Genomic DNA, 3,958 nt, shown 5'->3' with positions numbered 1-3,958 from the left:
GATCACTCACCATCAAAACGTCAGCTAACGACAAAACAGCAACGAGTGCGCTTTGGATTGCCACCGGAAAAGCAAGCTTCGCCATGGTAGACATCATGTTGCTTGGTAATGAAGTGGAGTGATTTGTAGTGGTCGTGGTATGGTTCATAGTTATTCCTCATTCTGAGTAAGGAATATACAGTTCTAAGGAAAAATAAAACATGTTAGAAAGTAGCCAAAACCTGTTTGAATCCGTCATCGATCAAGATCACACTAAAAACAGTTGGCAGGATCAGGTTTATCTCTCAGATAAATGCCGAGAGCGTTTTCTTGGTCTTTCCGAAGTTCCTGAATTTGAGCCGATCGGTTTTTTCATGGCGGGGATGGCTAAGTTAGTGGATGGTTATATTGTCGAAAGAGAGCGTGTAGACGTGCACACACTTCTGTTCACGCTTGAAGGTGAAGGGTTGCTGACCTTGGCTAACCAGCGCCAAACCATCCCACCGAATTCATTGGTTATTTTACCGGCAGGGTTACCCTACCGTTTTGAACTCAGTAACAAGAGTAATGATTGGAAAATGGTGTGGCTATTGCTCTCTCCCAATGACAAATGGAAGTCGGTCATTGCTGGCGGTCAGGCCGTTGTGCCCTTTCATCAGTGCGAACAGGTGTGGTCGCTAATGAGCTTACTTCACCATGAGATATCCGGTCGTTCGAGTTACCGAAAGTTGCTCAGCAGTGAAATTGCTCGATTATTAAGCCGAATGGAAGCGTCACCTTCGAACTCAACACTGCGTGTGCAAAGTGTGTTTAACCTGATCGAATCTCAACTTCACCTTGCTTGGAGCGTGAAACAGATAGCGAAACAATGCTTTTTAAGTGAAGAGCAGCTTAATCGCTTAACCAAAGCATTATTTGGTCAAACACCTCAAGAGCGCCTGATTCATTTACGTATGGAAAAAGCCGCTGAGCTACTCCACCACAAAGAGTGGAGTATCAGTATGATTGCTCAACGACTCGGGTATAAAGATCCCTACGCGTTTAGCCATCGATTTAAAAAGTACTTTGGAGAGTCGCCGCGTTCGTACCGAAAACAACGCATTGCTAAGCTCAACCAATAGCGGGGTTACTCTGTTGCGTTGCTATAACTTGCAACTGATTTGATTTCGCCTATCACGATCCCTGTGATTACTATGCGACGCTTATTTTGCCTTCGGCTTACAGTGTCCAGTTCAACGTCTGCCAATTGGGACGTCCAGCGTGCGCTAATAACTGAGGGCATGGATTGACCAGATAGACCCTATCGGCACGCTCACATAACGGTAGGTCATTGATTGAATCAGTGTAGAAATGGATATCATCATAGGATGTCTCTTGTTCTAGAAGCCATTGATTGAGGCGTTCAACCTTACCTTGACGATAGGTGGGAATGCCTTCAATCTCTCTGGTATAGCACTGCCCCTTCACCACTAAATCAATGCCCATCGCCGTATTCACACCAATTCGCTTCGCCACTGCTTTCACAATGAAGTTGACCGTGGCAGAAATGACAATGGTTTTTGTCCCCTTGCTATTTAGCTGTTCCATAAGTGCTTTAGCTTGGGGATAAAAGCGCGGCATAACTTGTTCGGTCACACATTTCTCAACCAGTTCATTCACCTCCGATTTATCCATATCGAGTAGTGGCGACATAGCAAAGGCAAGGTAATCTTCCATGTCCAGTTCCCCTGCCGAATAGAGCGCCATCAAACGCTGGTCTTCTTTAATAAAATTATCTGAAGAAACAATCCCTTGCTCTACAAGAAACGCATTCCACAACATAGAACAATCTGCAGAAAATAGCGTTTCATCCATATCAAACACATACAAAGATTTCGACACGTTAAGCCCTCACAGGTTGAATCTCGTTAAGATTAAACAGTAGCTCTAACTGGCTTCCATCGGCAAATAATCGTTCCGATGACCGATTAAGAAGATCGACCGTCAGCTCACAACGATTTACATCAACTTGGTACCGGATAATATTGCCAAGCAACTGATGATTTTTGACCGTCGCTCGTTGCGGCGCTGAAATATGCGAGCCATATTTTCTTCCCGATTCTTTGACGTAAATAGATTCTGGACGAATCGCGACTTTCTGTTCTACGTCTAGATCGAAGAGACTTTTGGCCGTCGTCGCATCGACCAAGTTGTAATGCCCCATAAATCCGGCCACAAATTCGTTGGCTGGATGGGTATAGATCGATTCTGGCGCGCCCTGCTGGACAATCTCACCTTGATTCATCAAGAAAATTCGGTCCGACATGATCATCGCTTCTTCTTGATCGTGGGTTACAAAAATAGTGGTCAAGTTTAACTCTTTTTGAATGTCTCTTATCTGCTGTCGTAAGTGCTTGCGGATTTTTGCATCGAGCGCCGATAAAGGCTCATCCAATAGCAATATTCTCGGTTTTACTACTAAGGCTCTCGCTAAGGCAACACGCTGACGTTGCCCCCCTGACAGCTGATGAGGATACTGTTTTTCTTTACCTTTTAATTCGACAAGCTCTATGACATGAGCGACTTCTTTGGTGATATCTGCTTTGCCCATGTGTTTCATCTTTAAACCAAAAGCGATATTGCCCTCAACGGTCATGTTTGGGAACAGAGCATAAGACTGAAACACCATACCGATGCCACGTTGCTGAGGGGCAAGATCGGTAATGTTTTCACCCTCAACCCATATCTCTCCCCCTTCGACTGAATTAAGACCGGCTAGGCTTCGTAACAATGTCGACTTGCCACAGCCGCTAGGGCCAAGCAATGTGATGAATTCACCCTTTTCCACCGAAAAATCAATCCCTTCAAAGACAATGTTGTCTCCGAATCGTTTTGTAAGTTGATTAACGCCGACATAACTCATTGCTGCTCCTCACCCTGTTTTCTGTTTAATCGGCTCGCGAGCCATGTCAGTAAAAAAATAAATAAAAAGTAAGTCATCACTAATGCTGAAGTGAAATGCCCGCTGGTTTGGCGCATGTTATAGAGATAGATTTGTAATGTTTCAAAGCGTGTTCCTACAAGAATATTGGCAAAGACAAATTCACCGAGTAAGAATGAGAACGAGAGAAACAGTGATGCAAGTAACCCCTTTTTAAGATTGGGGACAACCACCAACAAAAAAGCTTTTGGGGTACTGGCTCCTAGCAAGTGAGCAGCATCCATCAGGTCGTTAAGATTTATCGCTTCAAAGCTATTCGCAATCGCTCGATACATGAAAGGCAGTGCAATAGTGAAATAAGTGCCAATTAGAATCCATGGTGTTCCAACAAGAGGCACACTGCTGTCCGCATAGAGTTGTAAAAGCCCAACCGATGAGACTACAGGCGGTACAGCGAATGGTAATAAAATCAGAATATTGAGTAGCTTATCCAGTTTGGGGAAATAGTAAAAAACCACAAATATCGTAGGCAAGACTAACACCACACTCAAGGCCAACGCAGAAAAACACACAAACAGAGATCGCCCAAATGCTGCCAAAAAACGCGGATCGGAGATCAGCTTCAAATACCAATCGAAAGTAAAACCGTCAGGTAGAATGGTGGCGCCCCAACTCGATGACAGTGAGTACACAAGTGTCGCTATAATCGGGATTAGCATGATGCCAACGATGGAGTAAACCACGCTCTTGTGGTAGAGCATATTCGCATTACTTTGCAGCATGATAACTCCTTGAAAGTAACCACTGATTGATCACCGTGATAAACGCTAGAATAGCAATGAGTATGGCCGAGATGGCCGCTGCTAGATTTGGCTCTAGGAAGAGATCACCTGACACCAGACTCGCTATTCGTACCGTGATGACATTGTAATTACCGCCGGTCAGAGCGTACACACTGGCATAGGCACCCATAGCGTTAGCAATCAGAATGATCAACGTGCCCAGTAGCGCTGGGGAAAGAACAGGTAACGCAACTTGAACCCAGATCGGAAGAGCGGT

At 44.8% G+C, this 3,958-nt stretch carries 4 protein-coding genes and 2 pseudogenes; 1 reads left to right on the top strand and 5 read right to left on the bottom strand.

The features are described 5' to 3' along the window. Positions 1-148, bottom strand: a pseudogene (locus tag ACP45E_RS17765) (MATE family efflux transporter); the annotation flags it as partial. A 52-nt stretch (positions 149-200) separates the two neighbouring features. Between ACP45E_RS17765 and ACP45E_RS17760 the strand changes: the two are divergent. Further along, the gene (locus ACP45E_RS17760) at positions 201-1,100 is read left to right on the top strand and encodes an AraC family transcriptional regulator (RefSeq protein WP_017035633.1); all 900 of its coding nucleotides are present in this window, start codon (positions 201-203) and stop codon (positions 1,098-1,100) included. 97 nt (positions 1,101-1,197) lie between these two features. Here ACP45E_RS17760 and ACP45E_RS17755 read toward each other — a convergent pair whose 3' ends face one another. The 4 genes and pseudogenes from ACP45E_RS17755 to ACP45E_RS17740 all read right to left on the bottom strand — a co-directional run. Next, complete coding sequence (locus ACP45E_RS17755; protein ID WP_026026773.1) at positions 1,198-1,860, bottom strand: HAD family hydrolase; 663 nt, start codon at positions 1,858-1,860, stop codon at positions 1,198-1,200. Between the two features lies 1 nt (position 1,861). Beyond that, positions 1,862-2,881: an ABC transporter ATP-binding protein gene (locus tag ACP45E_RS17750; RefSeq protein WP_017035635.1), complete on the bottom strand. Its 1,020-nt coding sequence runs from the start codon at positions 2,879-2,881 to the stop codon at positions 1,862-1,864. Then, a complete protein-coding gene (locus tag ACP45E_RS17745) occupies positions 2,878-3,681 on the bottom strand; it encodes an ABC transporter permease (protein WP_017039037.1) in 804 nt (267 codons plus the stop codon). Before ACP45E_RS17745 ends, ACP45E_RS17750 begins: the two co-directional genes overlap by 4 nt. Then, a pseudogene (locus ACP45E_RS17740) lies at positions 3,668-3,958 on the bottom strand (ABC transporter permease); the annotation flags it as partial. The pseudogene ACP45E_RS17740 and the gene ACP45E_RS17745, both read right to left, overlap by 14 nt.

This window comes from Vibrio genomosp. F10 str. 9ZD137, from assembly GCF_049974785.1.
Classification (GTDB): Bacteria; Pseudomonadota; Gammaproteobacteria; order Enterobacterales; family Vibrionaceae; genus Vibrio.
This window is presented reverse-complemented; position numbering and strand designations above follow the sequence as displayed.

What these genes read in the sequence shown, in the direction of transcription:
- ACP45E_RS17745 (WP_017039037.1), bottom strand. Translation starts at nt 3,681, where the DNA reads ATGCTGCAAAGTAATGCGAATATGCTCTACCACAAGAGCGTGGTTTAC.
- ACP45E_RS17750 (WP_017035635.1), bottom strand. Translation starts at nt 2,881, where the DNA reads ATGAGTTATGTCGGCGTTAATCAACTTACAAAACGATTCGGAGACAAC.
- ACP45E_RS17760 (WP_017035633.1), top strand. Translation starts at nt 201, where the DNA reads ATGTTAGAAAGTAGCCAAAACCTGTTTGAATCCGTCATCGATCAAGAT.